This is a genomic window from Cupriavidus sp. H19C3 (genome assembly GCF_049393815.1).
GTDB lineage: Bacteria > Pseudomonadota > Gammaproteobacteria > Burkholderiales > Burkholderiaceae > Cupriavidus.
The window spans coordinates 1,676,147-1,700,101 of sequence record NZ_CP184985.1 but is presented as its reverse complement, the minus strand read 5'-3'; the positions used below and the strand labels follow the sequence as shown (position 1 = coordinate 1,700,101).

42 protein-coding genes and 1 tRNA gene are annotated in these 23,955 nt (G+C 62.6%); 21 read left to right on the top strand and 22 right to left on the bottom strand.

Annotated elements, in window-relative coordinates:
- Window positions 1-25 precede the first annotated feature (25 nt).
- The 3 genes from DFLDMN_RS07855 to DFLDMN_RS07845 form a co-directional block, all read right to left on the bottom strand.
- A complete protein-coding gene (locus tag DFLDMN_RS07855) occupies window positions 26-799 on the bottom strand; it encodes a PP2C family protein-serine/threonine phosphatase (protein ID WP_423197902.1) in 774 nt (257 codons plus the stop codon).
- A 109-nt stretch (window positions 800-908) separates the two neighbouring features.
- Entirely contained in the window at window positions 909-1,202 is a 294-nt protein-coding gene (locus DFLDMN_RS07850) for a hypothetical protein (RefSeq protein ID WP_423197901.1), read from the bottom strand.
- A 496-nt stretch (window positions 1,203-1,698) separates the two neighbouring features.
- A complete protein-coding gene (locus DFLDMN_RS07845) occupies window positions 1,699-2,967 on the bottom strand; it encodes an IS256 family transposase (protein WP_025647994.1) in 1,269 nt (422 codons plus the stop codon).
- Window positions 2,968-3,136: 169 nt separating this feature from the next.
- On the opposite strand from DFLDMN_RS07845, the gene DFLDMN_RS07840 reads away from it, so the two are divergent.
- The 4 genes from DFLDMN_RS07840 (at window position 3,137) to DFLDMN_RS07825 (ending at window position 5,396) form a co-directional block, all read left to right on the top strand.
- A complete protein-coding gene (locus DFLDMN_RS07840) occupies window positions 3,137-3,592 on the top strand; it encodes a lecithin retinol acyltransferase family protein (RefSeq protein WP_423197900.1) in 456 nt (151 codons plus the stop codon).
- Window positions 3,593-3,620: 28 nt separating this feature from the next.
- Window positions 3,621-3,869 (top strand): hypothetical protein, encoded by a 249-nt coding sequence (locus tag DFLDMN_RS07835; RefSeq protein WP_423197899.1) that lies wholly within the window; start codon window positions 3,621-3,623, stop codon window positions 3,867-3,869.
- 279 nt (window positions 3,870-4,148) lie between these two features.
- Window positions 4,149-4,223: transfer RNA gene (locus DFLDMN_RS07830), tRNA-Arg, on the top strand.
- A gap of 180 nt (window positions 4,224-4,403) precedes the next feature.
- Entirely contained in the window at window positions 4,404-5,396 is a 993-nt protein-coding gene (locus tag DFLDMN_RS07825) for a tyrosine-type recombinase/integrase (protein ID WP_423197898.1), read from the top strand.
- Here the strand turns inward: DFLDMN_RS07825 and DFLDMN_RS07820 are convergent.
- The 19 genes from DFLDMN_RS07820 to DFLDMN_RS07730 form a co-directional block, all read right to left on the bottom strand.
- Complete coding sequence (locus tag DFLDMN_RS07820; protein ID WP_423197897.1) at window positions 5,393-5,761, bottom strand: hypothetical protein; 369 nt, start codon at window positions 5,759-5,761, stop codon at window positions 5,393-5,395. The genes DFLDMN_RS07825 and DFLDMN_RS07820 overlap by 4 nt on opposite strands.
- Complete coding sequence (locus DFLDMN_RS07815) at window positions 5,758-6,045, bottom strand: hypothetical protein (RefSeq protein ID WP_423197896.1); 288 nt, start codon at window positions 6,043-6,045, stop codon at window positions 5,758-5,760. The genes DFLDMN_RS07820 and DFLDMN_RS07815 overlap by 4 nt, the downstream gene beginning before the upstream one ends.
- Window positions 6,046-6,123: 78 nt before the next feature.
- A complete protein-coding gene (locus DFLDMN_RS07810; protein WP_423197895.1) occupies window positions 6,124-7,107 on the bottom strand; it encodes a DNA cytosine methyltransferase in 984 nt (327 codons plus the stop codon).
- Window positions 7,108-7,614 carry a hypothetical protein gene (locus tag DFLDMN_RS07805; protein ID WP_423197894.1) on the bottom strand — a complete coding sequence of 169 codons (507 nt, stop codon included), beginning with the start codon at window positions 7,612-7,614 and terminating at the stop codon, window positions 7,108-7,110. It abuts the gene before it with no gap.
- Entirely contained in the window at window positions 7,611-7,859 is a 249-nt protein-coding gene (locus tag DFLDMN_RS07800) for a hypothetical protein (protein ID WP_423197893.1), read from the bottom strand. Before DFLDMN_RS07800 ends, DFLDMN_RS07805 begins: the two co-directional genes overlap by 4 nt.
- Entirely contained in the window at window positions 7,852-8,976 is a 1,125-nt protein-coding gene (locus tag DFLDMN_RS07795; RefSeq protein ID WP_423197892.1) for a hypothetical protein, read from the bottom strand. Before DFLDMN_RS07795 ends, DFLDMN_RS07800 begins: the two co-directional genes overlap by 8 nt.
- 8 nt (window positions 8,977-8,984) lie before the next feature.
- Window positions 8,985-9,350 carry a hypothetical protein gene (locus DFLDMN_RS07790; RefSeq protein ID WP_423197891.1) on the bottom strand — a complete coding sequence of 122 codons (366 nt, stop codon included), beginning with the start codon at window positions 9,348-9,350 and terminating at the stop codon, window positions 8,985-8,987.
- A 158-nt stretch (window positions 9,351-9,508) separates the two neighbouring features.
- A complete protein-coding gene (recT, locus tag DFLDMN_RS07785) occupies window positions 9,509-10,534 on the bottom strand; it encodes a recombination protein RecT (RefSeq protein ID WP_423197890.1) in 1,026 nt (341 codons plus the stop codon).
- A gap of 2 nt (window positions 10,535-10,536) precedes the next feature.
- Entirely contained in the window at window positions 10,537-11,436 is a 900-nt protein-coding gene (locus tag DFLDMN_RS07780; protein ID WP_423197889.1) for a YqaJ viral recombinase family protein, read from the bottom strand.
- Window positions 11,433-11,624: a hypothetical protein gene (locus DFLDMN_RS07775; RefSeq protein ID WP_423197888.1), complete on the bottom strand. Its 192-nt coding sequence runs from the start codon at window positions 11,622-11,624 to the stop codon at window positions 11,433-11,435. Before DFLDMN_RS07775 ends, DFLDMN_RS07780 begins: the two co-directional genes overlap by 4 nt.
- Window positions 11,621-12,037: a DUF7448 domain-containing protein gene (locus DFLDMN_RS07770; protein WP_423197887.1), complete on the bottom strand. Its 417-nt coding sequence runs from the start codon at window positions 12,035-12,037 to the stop codon at window positions 11,621-11,623. Before DFLDMN_RS07770 ends, DFLDMN_RS07775 begins: the two co-directional genes overlap by 4 nt.
- A 1-nt stretch (window position 12,038) precedes the next feature.
- The gene (locus DFLDMN_RS07765; protein WP_423197886.1) at window positions 12,039-12,167 is read right to left on the bottom strand and encodes a hypothetical protein; all 129 of its coding nucleotides are present in this window, start codon (window positions 12,165-12,167) and stop codon (window positions 12,039-12,041) included.
- On the bottom strand, window positions 12,167-12,418 hold the full coding sequence (locus tag DFLDMN_RS07760; protein WP_423197885.1) for a hypothetical protein: 252 nt from the start codon (window positions 12,416-12,418) through the stop codon (window positions 12,167-12,169). The genes DFLDMN_RS07765 and DFLDMN_RS07760 overlap by 1 nt, the downstream gene beginning before the upstream one ends.
- Entirely contained in the window at window positions 12,415-13,002 is a 588-nt protein-coding gene (locus tag DFLDMN_RS07755) for a hypothetical protein (RefSeq protein ID WP_423197884.1), read from the bottom strand. The genes DFLDMN_RS07760 and DFLDMN_RS07755 overlap by 4 nt, the downstream gene beginning before the upstream one ends.
- Before the next feature lie 8 nt (window positions 13,003-13,010).
- Entirely contained in the window at window positions 13,011-14,045 is a 1,035-nt protein-coding gene (locus DFLDMN_RS07750) for a DUF7666 domain-containing protein (RefSeq protein ID WP_423197883.1), read from the bottom strand.
- A 34-nt stretch (window positions 14,046-14,079) separates the two neighbouring features.
- On the bottom strand, window positions 14,080-14,373 hold the full coding sequence (locus tag DFLDMN_RS07745) for a hypothetical protein (protein WP_423197882.1): 294 nt from the start codon (window positions 14,371-14,373) through the stop codon (window positions 14,080-14,082).
- Between the two features lie 91 nt (window positions 14,374-14,464).
- Window positions 14,465-14,680 carry a hypothetical protein gene (locus DFLDMN_RS07740; RefSeq protein ID WP_423197881.1) on the bottom strand — a complete coding sequence of 72 codons (216 nt, stop codon included), beginning with the start codon at window positions 14,678-14,680 and terminating at the stop codon, window positions 14,465-14,467.
- Between the two features lie 86 nt (window positions 14,681-14,766).
- Window positions 14,767-14,979: a hypothetical protein gene (locus tag DFLDMN_RS07735; RefSeq protein ID WP_423197880.1), complete on the bottom strand. Its 213-nt coding sequence runs from the start codon at window positions 14,977-14,979 to the stop codon at window positions 14,767-14,769.
- 453 nt (window positions 14,980-15,432) lie between these two features.
- The gene (locus DFLDMN_RS07730; RefSeq protein WP_423197879.1) at window positions 15,433-15,861 is read right to left on the bottom strand and encodes a hypothetical protein; all 429 of its coding nucleotides are present in this window, start codon (window positions 15,859-15,861) and stop codon (window positions 15,433-15,435) included.
- Between the two features lie 75 nt (window positions 15,862-15,936).
- Between DFLDMN_RS07730 and DFLDMN_RS07725 the strand changes: the two genes are divergently transcribed.
- The 17 genes from DFLDMN_RS07725 (at window position 15,937) to DFLDMN_RS07645 (ending at window position 23,946) form a co-directional block, all read left to right on the top strand.
- On the top strand, window positions 15,937-16,143 hold the full coding sequence (locus DFLDMN_RS07725; RefSeq protein WP_423197878.1) for a hypothetical protein: 207 nt from the start codon (window positions 15,937-15,939) through the stop codon (window positions 16,141-16,143).
- Between the two features lie 57 nt (window positions 16,144-16,200).
- Window positions 16,201-16,473 (top strand): MarR family transcriptional regulator, encoded by a 273-nt coding sequence (locus DFLDMN_RS07720; protein ID WP_423197877.1) that lies wholly within the window; start codon window positions 16,201-16,203, stop codon window positions 16,471-16,473.
- Window positions 16,470-16,676 (top strand): hypothetical protein, encoded by a 207-nt coding sequence (locus tag DFLDMN_RS07715; RefSeq protein ID WP_423197876.1) that lies wholly within the window; start codon window positions 16,470-16,472, stop codon window positions 16,674-16,676. The genes DFLDMN_RS07720 and DFLDMN_RS07715 overlap by 4 nt, the downstream gene beginning before the upstream one ends.
- Window positions 16,673-17,548 carry a hypothetical protein gene (locus tag DFLDMN_RS07710; RefSeq protein WP_423197875.1) on the top strand — a complete coding sequence of 292 codons (876 nt, stop codon included), beginning with the start codon at window positions 16,673-16,675 and terminating at the stop codon, window positions 17,546-17,548. The genes DFLDMN_RS07715 and DFLDMN_RS07710 overlap by 4 nt, the downstream gene beginning before the upstream one ends.
- Window positions 17,545-18,279 (top strand): hypothetical protein, encoded by a 735-nt coding sequence (locus DFLDMN_RS07705; protein ID WP_423197874.1) that lies wholly within the window; start codon window positions 17,545-17,547, stop codon window positions 18,277-18,279. The genes DFLDMN_RS07710 and DFLDMN_RS07705 overlap by 4 nt, the downstream gene beginning before the upstream one ends.
- Complete coding sequence (locus tag DFLDMN_RS07700; RefSeq protein WP_423197873.1) at window positions 18,276-18,443, top strand: hypothetical protein; 168 nt, start codon at window positions 18,276-18,278, stop codon at window positions 18,441-18,443. Before DFLDMN_RS07705 ends, DFLDMN_RS07700 begins: the two co-directional genes overlap by 4 nt.
- Window positions 18,440-19,054, top strand: coding sequence for a hypothetical protein (locus DFLDMN_RS07695; protein ID WP_423197872.1), 615 nt, complete (start codon window positions 18,440-18,442; stop codon window positions 19,052-19,054). The genes DFLDMN_RS07700 and DFLDMN_RS07695 overlap by 4 nt, the downstream gene beginning before the upstream one ends.
- Entirely contained in the window at window positions 19,051-19,266 is a 216-nt protein-coding gene (locus DFLDMN_RS07690) for a hypothetical protein (RefSeq protein ID WP_423197871.1), read from the top strand. The genes DFLDMN_RS07695 and DFLDMN_RS07690 overlap by 4 nt, the downstream gene beginning before the upstream one ends.
- Window positions 19,263-19,385 (top strand): hypothetical protein, encoded by a 123-nt coding sequence (locus DFLDMN_RS07685; RefSeq protein ID WP_423197869.1) that lies wholly within the window; start codon window positions 19,263-19,265, stop codon window positions 19,383-19,385. Before DFLDMN_RS07690 ends, DFLDMN_RS07685 begins: the two co-directional genes overlap by 4 nt.
- 24 nt (window positions 19,386-19,409) lie before the next feature.
- Window positions 19,410-19,760, top strand: a complete 351-nt coding sequence (locus DFLDMN_RS07680; RefSeq protein ID WP_423197868.1) for a crAss001_48 related protein — start codon at window positions 19,410-19,412, stop codon at window positions 19,758-19,760.
- A gap of 36 nt (window positions 19,761-19,796) precedes the next feature.
- Window positions 19,797-20,048 (top strand): hypothetical protein, encoded by a 252-nt coding sequence (locus DFLDMN_RS07675; RefSeq protein ID WP_423197867.1) that lies wholly within the window; start codon window positions 19,797-19,799, stop codon window positions 20,046-20,048.
- 3 nt (window positions 20,049-20,051) lie between these two features.
- Window positions 20,052-20,237: a hypothetical protein gene (locus DFLDMN_RS07670; RefSeq protein ID WP_423197866.1), complete on the top strand. Its 186-nt coding sequence runs from the start codon at window positions 20,052-20,054 to the stop codon at window positions 20,235-20,237.
- A complete protein-coding gene (locus tag DFLDMN_RS07665; protein ID WP_423197865.1) occupies window positions 20,234-20,446 on the top strand; it encodes a hypothetical protein in 213 nt (70 codons plus the stop codon). Before DFLDMN_RS07670 ends, DFLDMN_RS07665 begins: the two co-directional genes overlap by 4 nt.
- Before the next feature lie 309 nt (window positions 20,447-20,755).
- Window positions 20,756-21,316, top strand: a complete 561-nt coding sequence (locus DFLDMN_RS07660; protein ID WP_423197864.1) for an HNH endonuclease — start codon at window positions 20,756-20,758, stop codon at window positions 21,314-21,316.
- The gene (locus DFLDMN_RS07655; protein WP_423197863.1) at window positions 21,313-21,735 is read left to right on the top strand and encodes a hypothetical protein; all 423 of its coding nucleotides are present in this window, start codon (window positions 21,313-21,315) and stop codon (window positions 21,733-21,735) included. The genes DFLDMN_RS07660 and DFLDMN_RS07655 overlap by 4 nt, the downstream gene beginning before the upstream one ends.
- A 116-nt stretch (window positions 21,736-21,851) precedes the next feature.
- The gene (locus DFLDMN_RS07650; protein ID WP_423197862.1) at window positions 21,852-22,391 is read left to right on the top strand and encodes a terminase; all 540 of its coding nucleotides are present in this window, start codon (window positions 21,852-21,854) and stop codon (window positions 22,389-22,391) included.
- Window positions 22,357-23,946: a terminase large subunit domain-containing protein gene (locus DFLDMN_RS07645; protein WP_423197861.1), complete on the top strand. Its 1,590-nt coding sequence runs from the start codon at window positions 22,357-22,359 to the stop codon at window positions 23,944-23,946. The genes DFLDMN_RS07650 and DFLDMN_RS07645 overlap by 35 nt, the downstream gene beginning before the upstream one ends.
- The last annotated feature ends 9 nt before the right edge of the window (window positions 23,947-23,955 follow it).

Sequence of the window (23,955 nt, the reverse complement as noted above, 5' to 3'; positions counted from 1 at the left end):
CGCCAATCCACGCTATCCGTAGTACTCACACCTCGGGATTCAGCAGGGTCCGGTCCGATCCGCCGCCGACATCTTCCGCGCGGATCACGATCACCGAGACATTGTCGTGGCCGCCGTTGGCCAGTGCCTGGCCGACCAGTTCACGCGCAGCGGCCGCGCAGTCGCCGCTGGCCAGCACGGCGGCAATCGCGTCGTCCTCGACTTCGTTGCTCAGGCCGTCGCTGCACAGCAGGAACATATCGCCATCGCCGATCTCCAGCGTCAGCTGTTCCAGATTGAGCGCCGCCGCCGCGCCGACCGCACGCGTGATGGTGTTGTGGGCCGGATGCCGCCTGGCCTGCTCCGCGGTGATCAGCCCCCGTGCACGCAGACGCTCCACCTGGCTGTGGTCGCGCGTCAGTTGCTTGAGATGGCCGTCGCGGAACAGGTACAGGCGGCTGTCGCCCGCCCACAGGCAGGCGCAGCGGCGCGCGCAGGCGATCAGCGTGACCACGGTGCTACCGATCACGCGTACCTGCATGCGCGCGGCCTCGTCGACCAGAACCTGGTTGACGCCCTGGAGCGTCGCGCGCGCGGTGGCGAGTCCCGTGTCCAGATCGTCCGGCGTTGGCATGGCGGCGAGCGCCTGCACGATGGCGCGGCTCGCGAAGTCGCCGACCGCATGGCCACCCATGCCGTCGGCCACCGCCCAGATGCCGCGCTCGGGGGCATCGAAGCAGGCGTCTTCATTGCGTTCCCTGACCAGTCCGACGTCCGAGCAGGCGGCGGATGTCCAGCGGAATTGCGTTGCGCAGGTCACGGTGCTCTCCGGCGCGGATCAAAAGCGGCTCCGCGCAAGCGCCGCCCCCCGGGGGCAGCTTCAACGGCAGGCCCGCGGCGATCGCGGCGGCCGCGGGTTCCGGACCGGCTCAGACCAGCCGGCCTTGGTTCCGTGCACCCTGGCCCGCGTCGACGCTGATGGAGGAATTCGGCGCGTCGTTGCGGACGTCGATGGTCTGGAACTGATTATTCATCTGTTCAGCATAGAAGCTGTAGTTGATCTCGTAAAAATTGACGACCGGGCCCGACGCTGACGGGCGGGCCGCCACATAGGGCTGGATCCACCCGAACACCCACGGCGCGCCGCCGCCGCGGATGCACGACATGGCGCGGAAATCGAGTTCGCGGTGGACATCGAGGTCCTGGATGGTGAGGGTCGCCATGATGGGTCTCCGGTCGTGGACGACCTGACAGCAGCAAGTGGTGTGCCAGTTCTGGCGGTGGCGGCAACCGGTTGATTTGGCTGGTGTTTTTGCCGGCACGGGAGAGCGCGGTAGTCAGGCGGTTGGGTGGGCGCCAACAGTTGGGCGGCAGCGTGGTGGCTGCTCGCCACCACCGTGTCGGATCGCGCGCTGGTCGGCGAGGGTGACGGGAGGTAATCGGGTAGTCCGTTGCGCAGGTGGTCGGGTAGGTGGTCGGGTAGGTAGTCGGGTAGGTAGGAGGGGAAGGTAGTGGGTGGGGTAGGCCGTGGGGGGAGGCAGTGGCAACTAGTCGGGCAGGTAGGCGCCGCTCCTCCACGCGCGCCGCATTGGCGCGCGACAGACGCCCGCATACCAACACAATCGGCGTCGCCCTGTTGGCGCCGCCACGACATCCGCTGCGGCGCGGGCACGGTCGGACGTGTCAGGAATTTCGTGTGCTGAGGTCGGTTAAAAGATCTCAGCTGATGGCGGCGGTGAATCGCTCGCCGAACAGAATGGCGAACTGATTGACTGCTTGCCGCCAGGTGATAGGCGGCATCTTCCAATCCTTTTCGATGTTGCGCAAGGCCAGAAACAGCAGTTTGCTGGCGGCTTCGTCGCTCGGGAAGTGGCCGCGGTTCTTGACGATCTTGCGCAACTGCATGTGCATGCTCTCGATGGCGTTCGTCGTATATACGATTCGACGCACCTCGGGCGGATAGGCGAAGAAGGGGATCACCTGTTCCCATTGGCGCTGCCACATGGCCGCGACGGTAGGGAATTTGCGCCCCCACTCGCTCTGCGCAAAGGCGTCGAGCGCCGCTGCCGCCGCCTCGGCCGTGGCGGCCTGATAGATCGGCTTGATCGCGGCAGCCAGCGACTTGCGGTCCTTCCAGCTCGCCAGATTCAGCGAATTGCGGATCAGATGCACGATGCAGGTCTGGATTTGGGCGGCCGGATAGACCGCCTCGATCGCTTCGGGGAAGCCGCGCAAACCATCGACCACCGCGATCAGGATGTCGTGCAAGCCGCGGTTCTTCAACTCGTTGAAGACCTTCAGCCAGAACTTGGCGCCTTCCGTTTGCTCGATCCACAAACCCAGCACTTCCTTGCGGCCGTCGGCGCGGATGCCCAACGCCAGATAGACCGCCTTGTTCTTGACCGTGCCTTCGTCGCGGATCTTCAGCCGCAGCGCGTCAAAGTACACGATCGGATACATGGCCTCGAGCGGGCGTTGCTGCCATTGCTCGACGTCGGCCAGCACCTCGTCGGTGACCGTGGAAATCAGATCGGGCGACACCTGCAGCCCGTACAGTTCCAGCAGATGGCCCTGAATCTCGCGCACGCTCATGCCGCGCGCATACATGCTGATGACGTGGTCGTCGAAGCCCGGCAGCCGGCGTTGATACTTGCCGACCAACTGCGGCTCGAACGTCGCCTGCCGATCGCGTGGAATATCCAGCGTCAGTTCGCCGTTGGGCGTGAGGACCGTCTTGCGGCTTGTGCCGTTGCGGTGGTTGCCCGCCTTGCCTTGCTCGGCCTCGGTTTCCAGATGGTGGCTCAACTCGGCCGCGAGCATGCGCTCGGCCAGTTGCTTCTTGAGCTGGCCGGCCAAGCCCGATTCGCCCAGGATCGACTCGGCATCCTTGCTCTGCACCTGGGCAAGCAGTTGATCGATCAGCTCATCGGGGAACAGCTTCGGCGCCTTCGGGTTCTTGCTCTTCTTGGTCACGGTTGCATCGGTCATAGGACGTTATTTCCGTTATCGTCTCATGGCCTCGGCACACTAAAAATCTGACAGGCCCGCACGGTCGATTGCCCGCAAACCCTTGCCGTACCGTGGCCGGCAATCCCTGGCACGCTTGATGCGGTTGGGTTGGCACCAACCAACCATTGCCCCGCACCGAGACGCCGCCATGAACTCCCATCAACAACCACAAGCAGAACGCGCCGCCGACGCCTACCTGCCGGGCGCGCATCTCGTGACGGAACGCCATGGCTACGCCCACCACGGCATCTATATCGGGCACGGCCGTGTCATTCACTATGCCGGCTTCTGCCATGCGCTGCGCACCGGTCCGGTCGAGGAAACCTCGCTCGAGGCGTTTGCCGCGGGCCATGCCGTGGCGGTCCGCGCGCAACCATGCGCCTGCTACCTCGGCGAGGACGCCGTACTGCGTGCGCGCTCGCGCCTTGGCGAAGACCGCTACCACCTGCTCACCAACAACTGCGAACACTTCTGCACGTGGTGCGTGCTCGGCACCGCGCGCAGCGAGCAGGTGGAAGCCTGCCTGCGCCATCCGCGCGCGGCCCTCCATACCGTCCTGCAACTGCTGCGCCAACTGCTGCAGTCGGGACTCCGTCCGGCCTGACCGCGACGCCTCGAACAAGGAGACCATCATGTCCGGACTGATCGATTGGGAGAGCTGCCGATCCCGCAACGGCCGCAGGTGCCATCGCGGCGACGCGCGCGATCGCGCTCTGTCACCGGTATGCGCGCACGCAAGCCCGCATCCGGAGACGCGCGCCCGGGCCGGCGCTCAACAACGGCGCCGCTCGCACATTCCGCGCGTGTTTTCTCCCACGCGCGACACGCGGCGTGTCGCCGACCGTGACCACCTTCATGTGCTGACGACGCGCGAGTCGTAACAATGCAGACGATTCAACCGTGTCGTTGCGCCGAGGCGATGGCTGACGCCGCCCGGAGCGAGGCCAATTTTCGGTCGGCCATCGGCAGCGCGTACCACGCGCGCTACCATGCCGCGCATCCGTTTCATGCGGCGCTCCCCCGACCGGGCAACGCCCACGAAGGGATGCGCTGTATTCCCGGCCGACTTGTGCGCGGACTTGTGCGCCGGCTTGTGCGCCTTTCCGCAGATCCTTTTGATATACTCCGCCCCTGCTCCCTGCATGGGGGGCGCTGGTCCGCTCGCCGTAGTTCAATGGATAGAACGAGCGCCTCCTAAGCGCTAGATACAGGTTCGATTCCTGTCGGCGGGACCACGATAGATCACTTTTATCCCCCTCATTCCCCCGCAAACCGCCTCAGCAAAGGCTTGCGCGGCATTTCGAACCCTTCCGCCTTCTCCGATAAAACCCACGGTTTACGGTATATTCCTCGCCGCCACTACGCCAGCTTCACGCCTGTGGCGTAAAACGAAAACGAGACCGATGGAGAGGGGTATGGCGTCCTACCGCAAGCGCGGTGGCGTCTGGCGCGCGGAGGTTGCCCGCAAGGGCGTACGCATGTCCGGGACGTTCAACACGAAGGCCGAGGCAGTCGCGTGGGCCACGGCAGAAGAGGCGAAGATCATGGCCGGCAAGGTCACCGCCGACCACACGGTTGCCGACCTTTTACGCCATTACGTTACGCACGTCTCCCCGAAGAAGGCCAACCGGGATACCCGCTTCGAGTACAACCGGGTCGAGGCGCTGATCCGCGATTACCCCGAACTCGCTGCGAAGAAGCTCCAGGACGTGCGCACCGCGGATTGGGCGGCGTGGCGCGATGACCGGCTGACCAAGGTGGCGGGCAGCACGATTTCGCGCGACCTCAACCTGTTCTCGGCGGCATTCCAGACGGCCAAGCGCGAATGGGGGTGGATCCACGAGAGCCCGATCAGCGGGGTGTCGCGCCCGCGCAATCCTGAGCCGCGCTCGCGCCGGCCGACACAGGACGAGATCGATCGCATCTGCATGGCGCTGGGGTATGCGGAGGGCGAGCCGCCGGTCACGGTGACCGCGCGGTGCGGCGCTGCCTACCTGTTCGCCATCGAGACGGCCATGCGCGCCGGGGAGATAGTCGGGATCAGGAGGGCCGACGTGCACCGTGAGAAGCGGTACGTGCATCTGCCGCACACGAAGAACGGTTCCGCGCGCTCGGTGCCGCTATCGAAGCGCGCGCTGGGGATACTCGACCAACTGGACTCGCTGGGGCATGACCCGGTGTTTGGGCTGACTGGCACCCAACTGGATGCGCTGTTCAGGAAGGGGAGGGACCGCGCCGGGGTGGAGGGGCTGACCTTCCACGACTCCCGGCGGGAAGGTCTGACGCGGCTGGCGAAGATCTTCAACGTGATGGAACTGGCGAAGATCAGCGGGCACCGCGACCTTCGCATCCTCCAAAATGTTTATTACGCACCTACGCCTGAGGATTTGGCGTCGCGTCTGGATTAGGACCGGCTGATCGGCGTCATCTCGCCGCAGTGGCGGCACTTCGTGCGCTGGCGCTCGCGAAGCCGCGCGACTTCCTGCTGATACTGCTCGTGGTGCTGGTGCCAGCGCGTCTCCATGTTCGCGAGCTGGATCAGCGCCCACATGGGATTGAGCTTCTCGTGGCAGGCCGAGCATTCGACCTCCATGAGCTTGTCGTTGATGATGAATCCGTGCCGGTGCTGGCAGCCCGGCTTGTAGAGGACCTGCTTCAGGTACGGGCCCTCATCAACCTCCGGCTTCTTCTTGCCCGGGAAAGATAGCACCACGGCCTTGTCCTCCTCCGCGAGGTCAATCGTGATGCCAATCCTGCTGCCTTCGTCGCTCATACCCCCCTCCTTGTCCCCGCCCCCTCGCGATAGCTCTCGGCCCACGCGATCACCTCGACCGCCTTGTACAGCGGATGCGCGCCGCGCTTCGTAGCGCTCGGCAGCCGGATCGGCGTGGGGAAGTCCGGCAGGCATGCGATCCGCTCGCGCACCGAATCCGGATCACGCTGTAGATACGCGGCGATGATTGCGATATCCCATAGCGCCACGTTCAGTGGCACCGCCGGTTTCAGGCGCTTGCCCAGCTCGTCGGCCAGGCGCTCGATCAGGTCTGATTCGCTCACGGTGGTACTCCAGATTCCAAAGTTGCCGAGTCGTTTCGATGATGCGTGCTGCTGCTGCGGAAAACGGGTGTGGTGCGGTCATGCGGGCAAGCACTCCATCATGCTTTCGATGAAGACGCGCGCGGCTTCCGCGTTGATCGCGTTTCCGTAGGCGCGCAGTCGTCCCACTCGGGCGGGAGCCCCATGAGCCAACTGGAATGTGCCGGGTTCAACTGGCCGCCACTTTCCATCCCGGCAGAGGAGCCAGTCAGCAGTTCGCCATGGGCCGTTAGTCGGGCCGGCTGAGTCGTGTTCAGATTCTCGAACCCTTCCATGTTGTGATGCCCCTCCGGCCACTTGTCTGAGTGGTCCGCTAGGCGCGCCGCTCCGAACGTCTTCAGTTGGATGCTTTGCCGCGCCCCGTAGCAATGCGTGTTCGCCTGGCACGTTGGCGTCGGCCATCCGGCCAACGTAGATGCCATTCCCAGCGTCATCCCGAATCCGTTGTTTCCGTGCCTCGCCGCGCATTTTTCGCGGCGTGACTCCCAACGTGAGTCTGTGTCGTTCTGTGGTCCTGCGTTTGGCGTGGGCCATCCAGTAATTGCGGTCTCGGATGTGCGGAGCGCTGACGCCCGCAGCCGGGAACGGGACACACCCATAGGCGTAGTCCAGACCTTCCACGTCAGCTTGTACAAGGTCGATCCAGTCGTCTGCAGTCGAGCTCGCAACTTGCTCTCCAATGACGACTGGAGGGCGGCACTCGCTGATGAGCCAGTGCCAGTGCGGCCAAAGGTGCCGCTCGTCAGAAAACCCAAGTCCTGCGCCTGCCGCGGAGAAAGGTTGGCACGGACAGGAACCGGTCCAAACAGGTCGGTCATCTGACCAGCCAGCGCGACGAAGCGCGAGCGACCATACTCCGATGCCGGCGAAGAAGTGGCACTGCTCGTATCCTCGGAGGTCGTCAGGTCGAACATCTCGAATGTCCCTTTCGTCAACGTCGCCAGGTGCGATGTGCCCGGCGGCGATCAGGTTGCGGAGCCACTGCGCTGCGTAGGGCTCGATCTCGTTGTAGTAGGCCGGCACTCACCCCTCCCCACCTTCGCGCATCCCCCCGTTCTCGCCGTGCGCGGGTGCGGTGGTGCGCTGCATGGCGGCGTCGATGGCTGCAACGAGTTCCTTGGGGAGAACGCGGCTACCGTAGTAGTGGTGGTAGTTCGACACACGTTCCAGCAGCGCCAGTAAGGTTTGCCCAGCCTCCCCGCTGCCAGCCAGGCTGGCGCGCTCCAGTTCGCTAACCCGCCGCTCTGCCGCTACCCTGAGGTCATGCTCGCGCTGCCAATCGGCAACGCGCTGCGATGCCTGCTCGGCCCAAGAGTCGCGGTCGTCTTCCAGTTCGCGGATGCGGGATATGGCGCGCTCCAGTAGAGAGACTGACACGTAGCGATTTGGCTGCCCAACGTTCGTGTCATCGATGCAGTGCTGAAGTTCATCGGCAAGGTCACGACGCGCCATGTGCTTCAGCGGGTTTTCGATACGGTCGCGCATTTCAGCGTCGAACTTCGCCCGCAGGTCTTCGTATTTCTCGCTCACTTGTCGTCTCCTGATTCGGTGCGCTTCAAGGCCCCGATGAAGCCAAGGTTCTTGCCGCACTGTTGGCAGATCGCTTCGCATGCCTGCGTTTCATAGAGGCGGCCACCGTGTTTGCAGCGTGCCTGTCGAAGCCATTTCTGTGCGGATAACACGGCTATGATGCCCAGACAGATGGTGATGAATAACAACTCGATGCCGTGTTCAACGATGAACTTGGCGAACCAGAACTTGAGATAGTCAGCCATTGTCCGCGCCTCCCTTCTGCGCCTGATTGGACATGGCGGCGCGGAGTTCGTCCGCAATCATCCAAGGGTTGTAACCTCGTTCCAGACGCCGAATAGCAGTCCACACCGCCTCGCTCGCCGTGTCTGCTGGGGGCTCTACCCCAACGCCTTTGACGATACTTTCGCAGTCGGCAAACTGGTCTTCATCCAATAGGGTTGTCAGGCGCGCCATCAACTTTTTCATCCCTTGACGCAAACGATGGTTCTCCATATCGATGCGCTCGAATTGGTCAGCGCATTCTGCCGGGGTGGCGTAGAGCAGCGTACCAACCGGCGTAAGGGACTTAGCATCTTCGGTGTGCCACATCAGCCGTTTGCCGAGGTTGCCAGCCGCTACTTCCGCTACAGGCACTCCCGGGATGGCGGCTTGCTGGCGGGCGAGCAGCAAGTTAACGTAGTCGATGGATGATGATCCATAGACCGCGTAAGTAACTCCGCCGTCTTTGTAATACTTGACGGGCATTTTCTCATCCGCCTGCGTAGTGGGCGCCGGGGTGGTTGATTTCTCATCATCTTGAAACTGGCCGCAAGTCTTACACCGCATTCCATAAGGCGGCTCAACACGATATTCATGCGCGCACTTTTCTTCGCTCGCCGCGTCTGCCGGGGCGGCGCGACTCCGCCATTTCGCAGCGTCTTCGAGTGCGGCGGAGACGTTCGCGTAGCCCATGTCGATGGCCTTCTGTAGAACCTGCTCATACAGATTGGCGGCATGTACCGTGCCACCCGGTACAGACCCCGCCTGCGCAGCCGGTGCGGGTGCTGGTTCCCGGCTCACCGGCAGTTGCTCGATTGCCTCGCGCCAGCCGTTCAGAAAATCTTTCTTCGGCGCCGGCTCAGTGCTACGTGCGAGGATGGCGCGGGCGAATTCAAGCGGTGCCCCGTGTACTGCTTTTGGGTACGTTTGTCGCCAGATGCTTTGAATCTCCGCATCACTCAGTGTGCTCCCGGCTTGCGGCTGCGAGAGGGCGGCGCGGGCCATCCATGCAGCTTCGCTAGTCGTGTCACCATTGTTCTGCCATTGAGTGTCGTACCATGCTTCGAACGCCTCGCGCTCCTGCTTGTTCTTGTCGTCCATGCTTTCTCCTATCCGAAAAGTAGTTCTTTGTCTTCCTTAACCGCCATGCGATGAACGTGGCTCGGCAGATCAAGGACGCGCGGTGCGATATTCCAGGCGGCTAGCAGACCATCGAACGTGAACGGGCTAGTCGAGAGTCCCGCCATCGTGTATTCGAGATCGCTCAACTTCTCTCGCATCTTCGCGACATCGGCAGCGCGGTAGACCACCGTCACGCCCTTGCGCACCTTGACGACGCTGCTGCCGAGGCCGCCAAGCACATTGCTAACGGCTGACTGGCGTTCGCGAATCTTGCGGGCGTAATCGGCAGCGACGATTTCCTCTCCGTCCGCGAGAGCGCGGATCACTCGATGTCGGACGTTGGCGCGACCCATTGCTTCCTCCATTTCATCTTGGTGCACTCGTCGGAGCTATGCCCTGTCATGCCGCACCAGCAGCAGACGTCGCGGTGGTGGTATAGGCGGTAGGTCATCGCACACTCCAGAATAAAAAGCCCGGCGGGACGCGGGACATCAGCGCCGGTAAGGGGGTATCAGTCGGTCAGCTCGGCGCGGCGCGCGCGGTAGTGATCCTCCAGCGCGGCGCGGTGCTGCTCGGGCGCCTGCCGGATGTCCTCGGCCATGAGGTCGAGCGTGTCGGTGTCCTGACAGGCGTCCATGCGCGCCGTGAAGCCGTTGACGTCGAACTCGATCACGTCGCCGGAGGGCTGGTTGTCGAGAGCGGGGGCGTCATGCACTACGCCGTCTTCGTCTACCGTGCTGAACTGTCCGTCGATGATTGCGCCGTTGTCCTGCGGCAACCCCGCGTCGGCACGCTCGTCAAGGCCGACAGCCGTCTGCATCTCGATGCTGACCGGCAGGAACTTGAACAGGCGGCGCACGACCGTCTTAAGCGCCATCGCCGTGTAATCGGTTTGCCATGGCCCTTTGTCAGCTGCCTTGCTGCGAGCGCGGATGGCGTCCACCTCGGCGCGGCTCATCACATCGAACTGCACACCGCCGTCCTTCAGCTTGGCGACCGAGTACACGAACATCAGCTTGTCGGGGTTGGAGCGATTCGCGTTGTTCCAGTCCGGCACGTGCTCGATGTGCGATTCAAGTCCTAGCGTGCATTCGAACTTGTCGCCCTCGTATACCGCGCGCGCGTCGATGCTCACGATCTGACCCGAACGGCGCGCGAGATCGATCATGCCGCGGTAGCCGATGATCAGTTGAGCCTCGGTCGCGATGGTTTTCCACTGGCCATCTACCTTGCCGCGCTTCTCGTACGGAAGGATGTAGGCGTGGCCCAGCGCGTTGCCGGGTTCGAGGCCGAGCTGCGCGCATTGGATGACGGCACCGAAGAACGACACAGGCGTGCATTCGGCCAGCTTCGGCACCTTGCGGATCTCGGTGGTCACGATGCGCGCCAGGCGCTCGGGCGTCATGTGGCGCGGCAGCGCGGCCTTGATCTGAGCCTGCATGCTAGGGCTTGCCAGCATCGCGGCTACCTTGTCTACCGGGTTTTTCTTCTCGGCAGGTTTGCCGGTGGCGATGGCCTTCAGGGCTTGCGTGGACATGCTCATTGCTCCTTGAGTTTTGCGAGTCGGAAATCGACGTACTGCGTAGCTGCGAAATCGACGGTATAGGCCTTCTTCTTGATGACCTTGCGGATGAACGCCTTGCCGTCGGGGAATGCGATAGCGGCGGCGTTGCCCATTTCTGCCAACAGATGCACCTTGGCGCCCTCTACGATCGCTTCGTAGTGGTCACGCATCTCCTTCGCCTGCTCGAACACACCGCGCCAGTTCTGGTGCTCCTGCATGGCCTGAATGACAGTGCCGTCAGTGCCGGGATACAGGCGCTTCAGCGTCTCCAGCACGTTCTTGTCCTGCACATTCAAGGGCGGTTGCACCTTCGGAAGCACGAAGCGGTTCCAGAAATCGACGGCCTTCTCGCGCATGACGGAGATCAGTTCCTCATCGCGCTCCACCACGTACGGTTTCAGGTCATCACCGATCAGCGCAAACACGCGGCAGCGCTCGCGGCCCGTGACGCCGAGGCCGTGCTGTGCTTGTGCGATGTAGTGCAGCGGCAGTTCGTCGGTGAGCTCGTCGCCCCATTCCTTCGACTTGAACGGGTGAACGGTCTTGATCTCGATGTTCTCTCGCTGATGCTCGCCTTCGTACTCAGCATCGATCTCGGCAGCCAAGAACGGGGTTCGCGGATCGACATAGCGCTCATTGCAGGCGACGATGGTCAGACCATATTCCTCGCGGATCATGTCGAGGATGTAGGGCTCAAGCCGCGAGCCACGCCGCTTTGCGGCCACGTTGCTGCCGTCTTCGACGCGCGGCTGCGTCTTGTCAAGCCAAAGGTCAACAGCGTTTTTCCACGGGCTCACACCGAGAATCGCTGCGATGTCGGAGCCGCCGATGAACTTCGAGCGGTCGGCTTGGGTGGTCAAAAGGGGCGCGTTCATGCCAGCCTCACACCCTGGTTGTTGTACTCGCCGCGCTGCGGTGCATTGGCGCGGGCCAGCACGTAGCGGTCGCCGAGCGCGCGACGCTGCTTCATGCGCTGGCATTCCTCGCGCGCGGCACGCGCTTCATCGGGCGTGAGGCCGGTGTCGATCTTCGACAGGTCCAGCATCTTGGCGGTGATGGTCATGCTGCCTCCTTGGTGTTGCCGCCGACGAGATAGAAGTCGACGCCCTCGCTGTAATAACCATTCGACGTGCCATACCAGCGGATATCCACGTAGCCCTTGATCGTTGCGAGCTTGTAGAAGGTCCACGTGTAGGATTCGTCTTGCCAGTCCGGACATTCCGGATCGATCCGAGGGCCTTGGTCTTCGCTCGACGGCATTTCTGCCATCGTGAGCGGCGTTCCGATCAGGTCCCCGAGATCGCCCACGATGCTTTCGATGGACACGTACTCGCAGCAGTCCTGCTGATGGTCCATGCGATAGACATTCCCATCGGAGTCCTTGAACTCGATGGCGTCATCTGTTGCGTTGATCTCCACGAGGGTCTTCCCAACGAGGCTCGAAAAATCGACTTCTTTGTCGTTGCACCAATCCATATCAGGCTCCCAGTTGACGGATGATGTCGATGGCGACTACCAGCACGCCGAAGATCGCGGCGACCTTCAGCCAGCGGTTCCACTTCGAATGGCGGGCGCGGATGTAGATAGGGTCGTCGGGGTGCAGCATCACGTCCTCTCCTGGTACCTGCCGAACAGGAAGTTCAGCTCGTTGCGGGCGCCCATGAATGCATCAATATCCGCTCGATACATCGGGCTTTCGAAGTGTCCTGTGGCGTAGAGCATCCCGCGCAGGAAAGCGCGCTCGTAAGTCCTCGTCTCCTCATCACGTCCAAGGCCAAGAATTCGGAATTCGTTGGCATCGCGGCGCGCGAGCTTCATGGTGCTTTCGAGCATGCGTCGAACGATGGGGCTGCTCACGACTTCCCCTCCTTCGCGGCCTGCACCTTGGCGAGGACTCGCCGGATTTCAGCAATGGCCGCATTGTTCGTTTCCTCAAGCCATAACTCAGCCATCTCCAGCGCCTCGACGCACTCGGCTAGGAGCGGGTCGGGGTGGGCATAGAGGGGCGTTATCGTGTCGCCATCAAATTCAGCGACAGCAATGTCGTCGGAATCTGGGCGCTTCGTTCTGGCGCAACGGATCATTCCGTTTCTGGCTCGTTGGAGCCACGCCACCTCCGTCCCCGCCCCCGCATCGGCCTGTACCTGCTGGCACGGGTCTATTCCGCCAATCTGGCGCGCGGCTTGCGCTTCTGGCGTGTCGTTCCAGTAGCGTCTGCCTTCGATTGGCTCCGGCGCACTCAACGCCTCGCGCTCATCCTGCCGCGCCGATGCACCGCGCGCGCCTTCGGTCGGAGCGGCGGGAGCGGCGGCGAGCAGTGCATTCAGTTCGCGCGTGATCAGCGCAACCAAATCGCCGCCTTCTCGCTCCCAATTCAAACGGGCCCTCCCGTATGCGGCATGAATGTCGCTTTCGCGAACCGCGAGCTGCTTGTCAGTCATGGCGTCTCTCACTTGTCTTCCGCTTCAACGATCTCGCCTTCAGCGTTCAGCGTGTAGAACGTGTCCGGCTTGATCCCGTCTCGGCCAACAATCGCCGCGCGCGCATGAACGATGCGACCGTACTCGTCGCCTTCGCCATCAACATCCCGAAACACCAGGAAGATGGCGGCGCCGTCGATGCCTTTGGCCTTACCATAGAAGCCGGACGACATGGCAGCCGAGTGCTTACCGAGCGCCGACGCCGCGCCACGGTCGCCAGTGCTCGACGCCACGCCACGGTCGCCAGTGCTCGACGCCACGCCTTGGTAGCCAGTGCTCGACGCCGCGCCTTGGTAGCCAGTGCTCGACGCCGCGCCTTGGTAGCCAGTGCTCGACGCCGCGCCTTGGTAGCCAGTGCTCGACGCCGCGCCACGGTCGCCAGTGCTCGACGCCGCGCCTTGGTCGCCAGTGCTCGACGCCGCGCCTTGGTAGCCAGTGCTCGACGCCGCGCCACGGTAGCCAGTGCTCGACGCCGCGCCACGGTAGCCAGTGCTCGACGCCGCGCCACGGTCGCCAGTGCTCGACGCCGCGCCTTGGTAGCCAGTGCTCGACGCCGCGCCACGGTCGCCAGTGCTCGACGCCGCGCCTTGGTCGCCAGTGCTCGACGCCGCGCCTTGGTCGCCAGTGCTCGACGCCGGGGATTCCGGGTCAATCGGCAAGCAACGGCTGGTCGTGTACTCGATGGCCGCCTTGATCAGGCCGACGATGCTGATCTCGGCAGAGACGGTGAGCTTGCGGCTCGCCACCTTGGTGTCGCCATCTTCCTCGCGGCTCAGGTCGCCGGACTGCTGAACGATCGCGAAACGGCTACCAGCCGGCGGGTAATAGCCAAATACATCGAGCGGGTATCCGCATGCGTGGAAGCCAGAGCCGCATGCGCTCACCTCGCCTTCGTGCTCGTACGTCTTGCCAACCTCGTACTGAAATCCACGGCACTGCATGTCCTTGTCGAAGCCCTTGTACGAAGTGATCACTTCGGCGGCGTCGGTCTTTTTCTCTTGCATTGCGGTTCCCCTCTGGTGTGTTGGTAGTTTTGCTTCAGGCGGCGCGGCGTTCTGCCGTGCGCTCGCGGTATTCGGATCGCGCATACACACGTGCCTCGCGGTCCCACAGGTCCATCTGCTCGCCGGCCATCTGCTCGTACTGGCCGCGCAGGTCGATCAGCTGCTCGATCGTCTCCACGCGGTAGTCGTTCAGTGACTTCTCGTCGCTGCCGTACTCGCTCGCGTCGGTGGCCAGCACCAGCAGCAGTTCGCGCAGCAGCGATTCCTGCTGATCGAAGCGCAGACCTGCAATCAGGTCATCGACTTCTTGGTGGATGGTGGCGGGCATGTCAGGCTCCAAAGGCGAGGGCCAGCAGCGCCGGCACGCACGCCAGCATCAGCGTCAGGAGGAAGGTGTCGAGGCGGGTCATGTCAGTCCTTCAGGCAAAGGCGCGTTGCGCGAGATCGAGTGGCATCGTCACGACGACATGCGGCATCGCGCTGCTCTTGCATTCGAGCGTCACGTCCTCGGCCGGGTACATATCGCTCACGCCATCCATGCACTCGCGCACGGCGTACTCGTGCGAGTCGCCTTCGCCCGCGGCAATCTCGGCGTCCATGTACAGGGCGGTCACGGTGTAGTGGGCTTGGGTCATCGCTGGCTCCGGGTTCGTCGTTTCGTTAAACACATTAAACGACATGCTCGAGCGCATGTCAAGCACATTAAGCGTGTTGGGCGACGTTATGCGTCTCGGATTGCGATCGTGATGTGCAGAAGGGCGTCGGCTAGGTGCTCGGCGGCCAGAAGGCGCGAGCCTGCATATTGCCCCCGATACGTCACTTCGTAAGTGCCGTCCGGAAGGAGGATGAATTCGATGCTGTCCGGCTGTGTTTCCGAAACGGAATGCGGCGGCCGCGCGCACTGATAGCGCGCGAAATCTACGACGCGACCCATGGCAGCTGTCCCCGAAATGACTGCCCGCGACCTAGTTTTTTTAAGTGGTTTCTGAGAAGTGTCCGCTCTTGAAGTGCCGTGATATGTGCTTTCGGCAACAAAAAAGCCCGCGATGTGCGGGCTTATACTGGGTAAAAATTTGGGACCAATCAGTCGGTCATGACTTCTTCCCTTCGACGCATCGGAATTGAAGGGCGGCGCTCGCGGGGCGGCCGAAGCCAGAGTTCACAGTCTTTAGGTCTACTGTCTCAACGAGCTTCCCGCGGCTCGAGCAATATTCATTCGCCTCTGCGTAGATGTCGGCTCTCACCCCGTCCGGCGGCCCGAAGCCCACCTGAGGGCTGCGCTTGGCAACAAACATCGTGTCTCCGTCGGCCGGCGTGATCCCGGTGCTCGAGCATGCCGACATGAAAGCAGCGACTGCTATAACGCCTGCGGCGGTTGTTCCTCTCGTCATCTTCCCGTTCCTTTCGTGGCAATTCCTGCTTCTTGTGGGTCGCGCGCCCGGGCACGCCCTCCCGCGGCGTGAGTAACCAGGGCGCCGCCCTCGGCCGTGAGTTCTGCCAACTCCTTCAGCTGAGCCACAGCAGTCGCCTTTGCCTTGGCCGGTAGCCGCGCGAAGGCGTCGAGCAACTGCCTTGTGTCGGGATCCACCATCGGTGCGCGCATCGGTCCTTCCCCCCGATATAACCAGTAGGGCGACACCCGCAGGGCGGTTGCTGCATTCAGGAGCGCTTCCCCCTTCATGGGGTAGCTCACGTCCTCGCATCGCATCCAATGCACGACGGCCGCGCGCGTGACGCCCGCCTGCCGTGCCAGCTCGGCTTGGGACATGTCATGCGCCTCGCTCATGGCGAGGTGGATTCGTTCGCTGAAGTTCATGTTTAACATGCTAACCACTTGCTCGCTTACTGCATTTGACATATGCTTGTTAAACCTATTAAGCGAGCGCGGACCATGACACTCACGAAACAGCAAGCCATCGGGATCTTCGGAACCGGGGCTGAGACGGGCCGGGCCCTCGGGATTACGCGTAGTGCCGTGTCTCAGTGGCCCGATGTTCTCGACCAGCGGATGACCGACCTCGTCGTCGGCGCAGCGATCCGTCTCGGCAAGACTCTGCCGGATGGCTTCTCGGCACCGGCCGAGCCTGCCGCCGCCTGACCGGAGCCAGTGATGACGACGGACGCAGTTTCACCGGATGAAGTGGAAAGCACACGCATGCTCGGCGCACGCAACAAATCCGAGCTCGTGCGCGCTTCCAAGCGCATCACGCAGGCCCATGCAGCAACGTGCCTTGGCGTGCACCCGAGCACGATCAGCCGCGATCTCGCCGCGCTGCAGGAGCAACTCGACCTGCTCGCGGCGTTCGGCCTTCAGGTCGTGCCAGCGGATTCGATGGTCGTGGACCGCCACGAAATGATCGCGCTCGAGGACATGGCGCTCCGCTATCTCGAGAGCCGCAAGTTCCAGCGCATGGCAGCGCAGGGATGATTGCCATGAAGTCGCGCGCGCCGTATCGCTCAGAGGTCAAGACCCGTCTCACCGATGAGGCATATGCGGAGTTCCAGCTTTACAAGGAAGCGAACGGCTACCACAGCGAAGCCGCCGCACTATCTACGATCGTGGAGAAGTTCTTGTTGGGCGCCAACCATCCTCTGCGCAGCATCGTGCGCCGGGAAAGCGATAAGCCATGAAGCGGCCATCGTTTCAGTTCTATCCGGCCGACTGGCGCAAGGACACTGCGCTGCAAGGTTGTTCCCTCCTTGCCCGGGGCCTTTGGCACGAGATGCTTTGCCTCATGCACGAGTGCGAGCCTTACGGGCACCTGGCCGTGAACGGCAAGCCTATGAAGCCGTCGCAGATCGCGCGCCTTGTCGGGATCTCCGAGAAGGAATACTCGCGAGTGCTTGCCGAGTTGGTTGATGCCGGCGTCCCCTCGATGACCGACGATGGTTGCATCTTCTCGCGTCGAATGGTGCGTGATGAAGGCGTGCGCAACGCGCGGGCAGAGGGCGGCAAGGCGGGTTCAGAGCATGGGAAGAAGGGTGCCGAGCACGGCAAGAAAGGGGGGCGTCCGAAGAAGGATGAAGGGGACAAAAAAACCCCCCTTGAAACCCCCCTTGGTGAAAACAAAGAACCCCCGAAAGAACCCCCCCCTTCTTCTTCATCTTCTTCTTCATCTTCTACTTCGGTATCAAAACCTGCAGAACCTATCGGTTCTGACGCTGCCGCGTCGCTGACCCCGGCTGACGCCCTGTTCCAGATCGCCGTGCCGTGGCTCGTCGCACGGGGCGTACCCGACAAGACGGCGCGCTCACTGCTCGGCGGTGCCCGCAAGCAGCTCGAGGACGTTGGCGCTTGGGAACTGGCTTCCGAGTGCATCCGCGTAGCGCCGCTTGAGCCCGTTGCATGGCTCGCTGCAGCCATCAATGCCCGCATCGCGAAGAAGCCGGCGCCTCGCGCGAACGGCATGCAGGCGCGATCCGACGCGAACATCCAAGGATTTCTCGATAGCTTCGGCGAGCCCGAAGACCCGATGGTGATCGACATGGAGAACGTGCGATGAACGAAAAGGACCGGGCCGAATTCGCGCAGGTTGTGCGCGCGACGTTCAACAACTACGGCCGCGAGGCGCCGATGCAGGAGACCCTGCGCATGTGGTGGGGATTGCTCGCCGAATTCGAGATCGTGACCGTGCGGCTCGCGTTCTCGCGCCATGTCGTGTCCGATCCGAAGTTCCCCCCGACCATCGGGCAGATCCTCGAAATCCTGAACGCCGGCAACAAGGCCGGCCGGCTCGGCGCGGAAGAAGCGTGGGCGGTCGCGGTCAAGGCGTGCGACGAGACCGAAACCGTCGTCATGAACGACGAGATCGCACAGGCGTGGGGCATCTGCAAACCGATCATGGACCTCGGCGATGAGGTCGGCGCGCGGATGGCATTCAAGGAGTCGTACCAGCGCATCACCGCCGCGGCCACCGATCCGGTCAAGTGGTGGCCATCCATCGGAAGCGACCCGCACAAGCGCGACGCGGCGCTGTCGGAGGCGAAGCGCCAGGGTCTGCTCCCGGCTCCGCATGTGGCCGCGCTTCTGCCTCCCCCCATGCCGACCAAGGCCACGAACAATCCGGAGGGGCTGCAGCGCGTCAAGGACGAGATCGCAAAGATGAACATGTCGCGGATGGACCGGGTCGTCGCTCGAGACGCCTCGGTGAAAGCAGACCGCGATGCGGTGATAGCTGCCAAGCGCGCCATCGCGGAACGCATCGAGAACTATCGGAAGGGAGCGCAGCAATGATGGCGACGACGAAATGGCCGGAGGCGCTTATCGAGCGCCGCAACGATGGCAGGGATTGGGCGCGACGCATCCTCGAACGGGAAAACGCGGGCGAGCGCTTCACGGTGACCGTGATGGACATGGCAAAGCGCGCGCTCGGCCTGCCCACCGGAGCGCCGCAATGACCCAAGCCGAATTCCTCGAGATCATGACCTGCGCCGATCCGGAGCCAGTGGCTATGCGGAAGATCGCAGAAACTGGTACGCCGGACGCTTCCCGCGCAGGCGCGCGCGCGCATTTGCCGAAACGCATTCTCGCGATCGATCCGGGCACGACAGCGAGCGGGTGGTGCCTGCTCGACCGCGACATCGTGGTGACGTCTGGCGTCATGCCAAACGCGGAAGTGGTCGCGATGCTGGCAGTAGGGAGCAAGGGGCCGTACACGCTCGCCATCGAAATGATCGCGAGCTACGGCATGGCGGTCGGCCGCGAGGTGTTCGAGACGTGCGTGTGGATCGGCCGCTTCGTGCAGGCGTGGCACTCGCCGGAGGCCGTGCGCCTCGTCTACCGCCGCGACGTGAAGCTGCACCTATGCGGCTCGCCGAAGGCCAAGGACGCCAACATTCGCCAGGCACTGCTGGACATGTTCCCGCGCACTGGCGGCGGCAAGACACCGCAGATTGGCACGAAATCGCAACCTGGTCCGCTGTACGGCGTCTCGTCGCACGCGTGGGCCGCGCTCGGCGTCGCTGTCACGGCGCTGGCACAAATCGAGAAGAAGGGGAGAGCAGCATGAAAGAAAGCGAATGGTTCCCGATGTCGATCAAGCCCGTGCATAAGGGCTGGTATCACGTCGAGTGGGAGCGGGACGGCGTTTCTGCATATAACTGGTGGTGGGACGGGGAGCAATTTCTCAACGAGAACATGCAGCCTGTGTTTGGCAAAATCGTCGCATGGCGTGGAATGGTCCACGACGAGCAGCCCGAAGAGGCGAAGGAGCCGGTGTGAAGACATTTCTCGCACTGATAGGTGCCATCGTCGCGGCGCTTGCAATTTTAGGCGCCATGGGCATCGGACATTTCAGGCTTTACTACGGGCCGACTGCGCCCTGTTCCACCGCCGCGTGAGCGGCACAACCGAAGGAGAGAAACATGACGCATGAGTACATCGGCACCAAGCAGGTCACGGCATGGCCGCAGGAGAAGGACGGTAGGGAAGGCTATGCGGTCAAGTACGCGGACGGCTACACGAGCTGGAGCCCGAAGGATGTCTTCGAGGGCGCCTACATCGACATCGGCCACGTGGCGCACCTACCTGCACACCAGCAGCGCGTGATCGGCGAGAAGGCCGCGCTCGATGACAAGTTGACCAAGCTACGCCAGTTCTTCGACGCACCATTGTTCGCCGGCCTTCCGACTGACGAGCAGGATCGGCTGCAACGCCAAGCTGTTGCGATGACGGTGTACTCGGAATTGCTTGCCGCTCGCATCGACGCATTCTGACCACACGCCGGCCGCGCGCCGGCATAGGAGCCCACCATGTACCTGACCTACAGCCAACTCGGCTTCCTCATCGCAGCGGTCTTCATGGCCGGCTGCAGCATGGGCTGCCTCGTGATGTGCCTGTTCCAGGCGGCCGGACGCGTGGGCGAGGACGAATTGCCCGAGCCGCACGGATACATCGATCAGGACGGGGAGACGTTCTATCCCGGGCGCGACGCGTGGAAGCACTCCAGCGTCAAAGTCCCCCACGCCGACGCCACCGCGGCTACGTTTCATCGGGCGGAGTGAGCGATGCAAGCCCTCCAAAACATCATCGACACCATCGGTGTCGTCCTCATCGCCGCGATGATGCTCTGCTTCTGGCTCGTCACGGTCGCGCTCGCTGTGCTCGTGCTGCCGCTGGCGTTCGTCGGCGCTGTCGTCGTCGGGCTCGTGACGGGCGTCGTGGGTGCGCTGCTGCCGAAGGAGGAGAGATGATCGTGACCCAATTTACGCGCGGCGCACTTCGATATCGTCGCGAGGTGCGCGACATGACGCGCGATGGATGGGAGCGCATCCAGCCTGGCGGTCAGCATCTTCTTCTGGCTATGCATTGCGGTGGCCGTCAAGACGAACGCATATCCGATGTTCGGATAGCCTGCGACGGTAAGTCGCTGTGGGTCAAGACTGCGAAACGAGAGCGTTGACATGCCCCTCTTCTTCATTTCCATCTTCATCCACTACCTGCTCGCGGCGACGGTGACGGGCCAGCGCCGCGAGCGGAAGGAGAAGCGATGCGACTACTGATGCTATGGGCGCTCGTCGTGTTGAACTACTGGAAGCGCCGCCATGGTCTCGCCCCGGATGTCTGGTATTGGGCAGACACCGAGTTAATGGAGCGTGGCTACTGGGTAGATGAACGCTACTTGCTGCGACGCTGGAGGATTCGATGACACCGCATCCAAACGGAAGCTGGTGCCATGCCTGCTACCAACTGATACGAGGGAAGCGAAGACATGAACCACGGACGGACTAGAAAGGCGGATTTGACACAAGAAGAAGTAAGGCGACTTCTTGACTATGACAAGGACACCGGGATTTTCCGGTGGAGGGAACGCCCGACTAGTGAATTCGCCACGCCTGGGCACGCGAAGATGTGGAACACCCGCTTCTCAGGTAAGCAGACCGGATGCATTCGGAAAGATGGCTACGTCGTCATCATCCTGAACTACCAGTCGTATTTGGCGCATCGATTGGCTTGGATGCATGCCAATGGCCCGCTTAATGGGCTGGACATCGATCATATCAACGGCAGCCCCACCGACAACAGGCTGGCGAATCTGCGTTTGGTGTCGGCTCAGGAAAATCAGCGGAATCTGAAGATGCCGGTGACGAATCGCTCAGGCGTCAATGGCGTTAGCTGGTCTGATCGGTACGGGAAATGGGTTGCTCAGATCAGTGTGGGTGGAAGGTCGCGCCTGATTGGACGCTACCGTGATATGGCGGATGCAGTGAATGCCAGGAAACAGGCAGAGACGGAGCACGGATACCACGCCAACCATGGGAGGACGGCATGACAGATCAGGAATTGCACGCTCGTTGTTTTGAGTGGGCCTATTGGTGCTACACGCGCCGATACTTTGCCCCTCCAGTTCCACAAAACATTCTTGCTCAGTTTCAACCGAGGCGCCGTGCTTCACGAGAGCCAGACGGTCCTCTCGATCCGGACCTCTCGTTTCTAAACATGGCAATCCATAGCCTAGCCGAAGAGTTCCCGGAAGAGAGCATTTGCTTTTCGCTCTACTACTTCCACCAGTTCACTCCGGTAAAGGCAATTTGGTGCGCGCTCCAGATTGGAGAGCGCACTTTCTACGACCGCATCCATCGCTTCGCACGCCGTGCGCTGAAGGCGAGTGCAAGAATCAAGCGCATTCACCTTGAGCACACTGCGGATGAGGCCGCAGTCGAATCACCCGCAGGAATTCAAGTGATTTAGTAGCATTTCGGCAATGCTGAGATTGGTGTCTCGGCATTCCTTGTCTCCTCCACGGCGAATGACCCCGCCGCTTCCCGCCCCGGCTCCGGCCGGGGTTTTCTTTTCCCGGAGTTTCAATGCCACGCAAGCGCGATCCCGAGAAGCCAGTCGGGCCGACGCCTCACGTCTTCAGTGACGAGGAAAAGGCCGAGGCACAGGCGCGCATCGTGGAACTGATGTGCGAGGGGCGGACGCTTAGCTCCATCTGCCGCGACGAGCCGGGAATGCCCGCTCGTCAGCGTGTGTACGAGTGGATCGAGGCGGATGCGGACTTTGCCAAGGCGATGGACCGGGCGCGCGACCTTGGGGCTGATGCGATCGCCGAGGAAGCGCTTCGCATCGCAGACACGACGGAAGAAGGCGTCGAGTTGGAGATTGGGTCGGAAGGCACGACCAAGGAAAAGCGCGGCGACATGCTCGGTCACCGGAAATTGCGGGTGGAGACGCGGCTGAAGTTGCTGGCGAAGTGGCATCCGAAGAAATACGGCGAAAAGGTAACAGCTGAGCACGTGGGGAAGGATGGTGGCCCCATCCAGAACGCCCACACGCTTGACGTGACGAAACTGACAGAAGAGCAACTGCGTGCAATCGCCTCTATCCCGCTTGACGCCGAGTGATGTTATTGCGGCGCGGCGTGAGCTGGCGCAGCGCAGTCTCACCAGCTTCTCCTGCATGGTGGATATTCCGACCGTCCCGTTGACGGATGCGGAGGACGAGGACGCGTTCAGCGTCATGAAGCTGGACAAACTGGCCGCGCATCACGCGTTGCTGCTGTCGAAGCTGCAGGGCGTCGAGGACGGCTCGATTCCCAACCTCATGGTGCTGATGCCGCCAGGCAGCGCGAAATCGACCTACAGCGACGTGGTGTTCGTGCCGTGGTTCATGGCCCGCAAGCCGCGGCGAAACGTAATCCTCGCGAGCTACGCCAGCGACATCGCGAAGAAGCAGGGCAGGCGAGCCCGGCAGTTGATCCAGTCGAAGTCGTTCTTCAACCTGATGGGCGAGAGCCTGAAGGATGACCAGAAGGCGGCCGACGAGTGGGCGCTGTCGAATGGCTCCGAATACATGGCTGGCGGCCTGCTCTCCGGCCTCACGGGCAACCGAGCGGCACTCGGCATCCTCGATGACCCGATACGCGGGCGTGAGGCGGCCGAGTCTGAAACGATCCGCAACAAGACGTGGGACGCGTACATCGACGACTTCTGCTCGCGCCTGATTCCCGGCGCGCCGCAGGTCATGATCCTGACGCGCTGGCACGAGAATGACCCCGCGGGCCGCATTCTGCCTGAAGGGTGGGACGGCCAGTCGGGATGGTTCGACGGGCGCGACGGGCGCCGCTGGTACGTCATCTGTCTGCCAGCAATCGCCGACCGCCAGGATGATCCGCTGGGTCGCAAGATAGGCGAGACGCTATGGCCAGAGTGGTTCAGCCTCGCGCATTGGGAGCCGTTCAAGCGCAACAAGCGCACGTGGTCGAGCCTCTACCAGCAGAAGCCGTCGCCTGACGATGGCACGTATTTCCAGCGCGACTGGTTCAGGCGTTACCGGCCCGGCGAGCAGCCGAAGAACCTGCACCGGTACATGACCAGCGACCATGCACCGCAGGGCGATGCGGACAGCGACTACCAGTGCGTGCGCGTGTGGGGCGTCGATCCGGAAGGCGATCTGTACATGCTCGACGGCTTCCGCGGACAGATCAAGATGGACGCGCTGGCCGAGCGAGTGATTGGTGTCAGGGCCGAGGCAAAGAAAGGCCTGCTCGAGAAACACAAGCCGTTCGCATGGTTCCCCGAGGACGACAACAACTGGAAATCAGTCGCGGGGTTCGTCGCGAAGCAGATGCGTTCCGAACGCCAGGCATGCCGCATCGAGCCGATTTCGCCGCACGGCAACGACAAGAAAGTGAAGGCTCAGGCGTTTCAGGCGATGGCATCCATGGGCCGCGTATGGATTCCAGAGGGGCCGGAAGGTGACGACGTCATCGAGCAGTACCTGAAATTCCCGGCCGGCAAGAACGACGACGAGGTCGATGCAGCAAGCCTGATCGGCCGCGCCCTGGCAGACGCACATCCCGCGATCGTGCCCCCCGAAGAGAAAAAGCCATCTGGCGACAGGTGGGATCGAGCATTCAACAGGACCGACGACGATGAAGACAGCTGGAAAGTTTCGTGATCCGGCGGG